The 267-nt window shown below is 65.2% G+C and carries 1 pseudogene; it reads left to right on the top strand.

The features are described 5' to 3' along the window. Window positions 1-198, top strand: a pseudogene (locus BK660_RS30710) (pilus assembly protein); the annotation flags it as partial. Between the last annotated feature and the right edge of the window lie 69 nt (window positions 199-267).

Below are 267 nucleotides of genomic sequence, written 5' to 3'. Positions count from 1 at the left end.
GAAGTCTTCGCGATTCTGGCCTTCAGCCCGGAAGGGCGCCTGAACGCGAAAAACCAGGGCGTGAGCCTGTTCGAACTGGCCCCGCGTGAAGGCCTGACCCAAAGCCTGCGCACCCTCGGCGAACGCCTGGCCAAACGCTCCGAAGGCCTGGCCAAACCCAAGACCGGCTGGTTCAACCGGCTGAGGGGTGCGCAATGAGTACGGAAAAACTCTGCGGCGCCCCGTCGCGCACGCCGGCCGGCAACACCGACAACGAAGGCCTGAAAC

Origin of the sequence: Pseudomonas brassicacearum (genome assembly GCF_003732265.1) — a bacterium.
Lineage (GTDB): Bacteria > Pseudomonadota > Gammaproteobacteria > Pseudomonadales > Pseudomonadaceae > Aquipseudomonas > Aquipseudomonas brassicacearum_D.
This window is presented reverse-complemented; position numbering and strand designations above follow the sequence as displayed.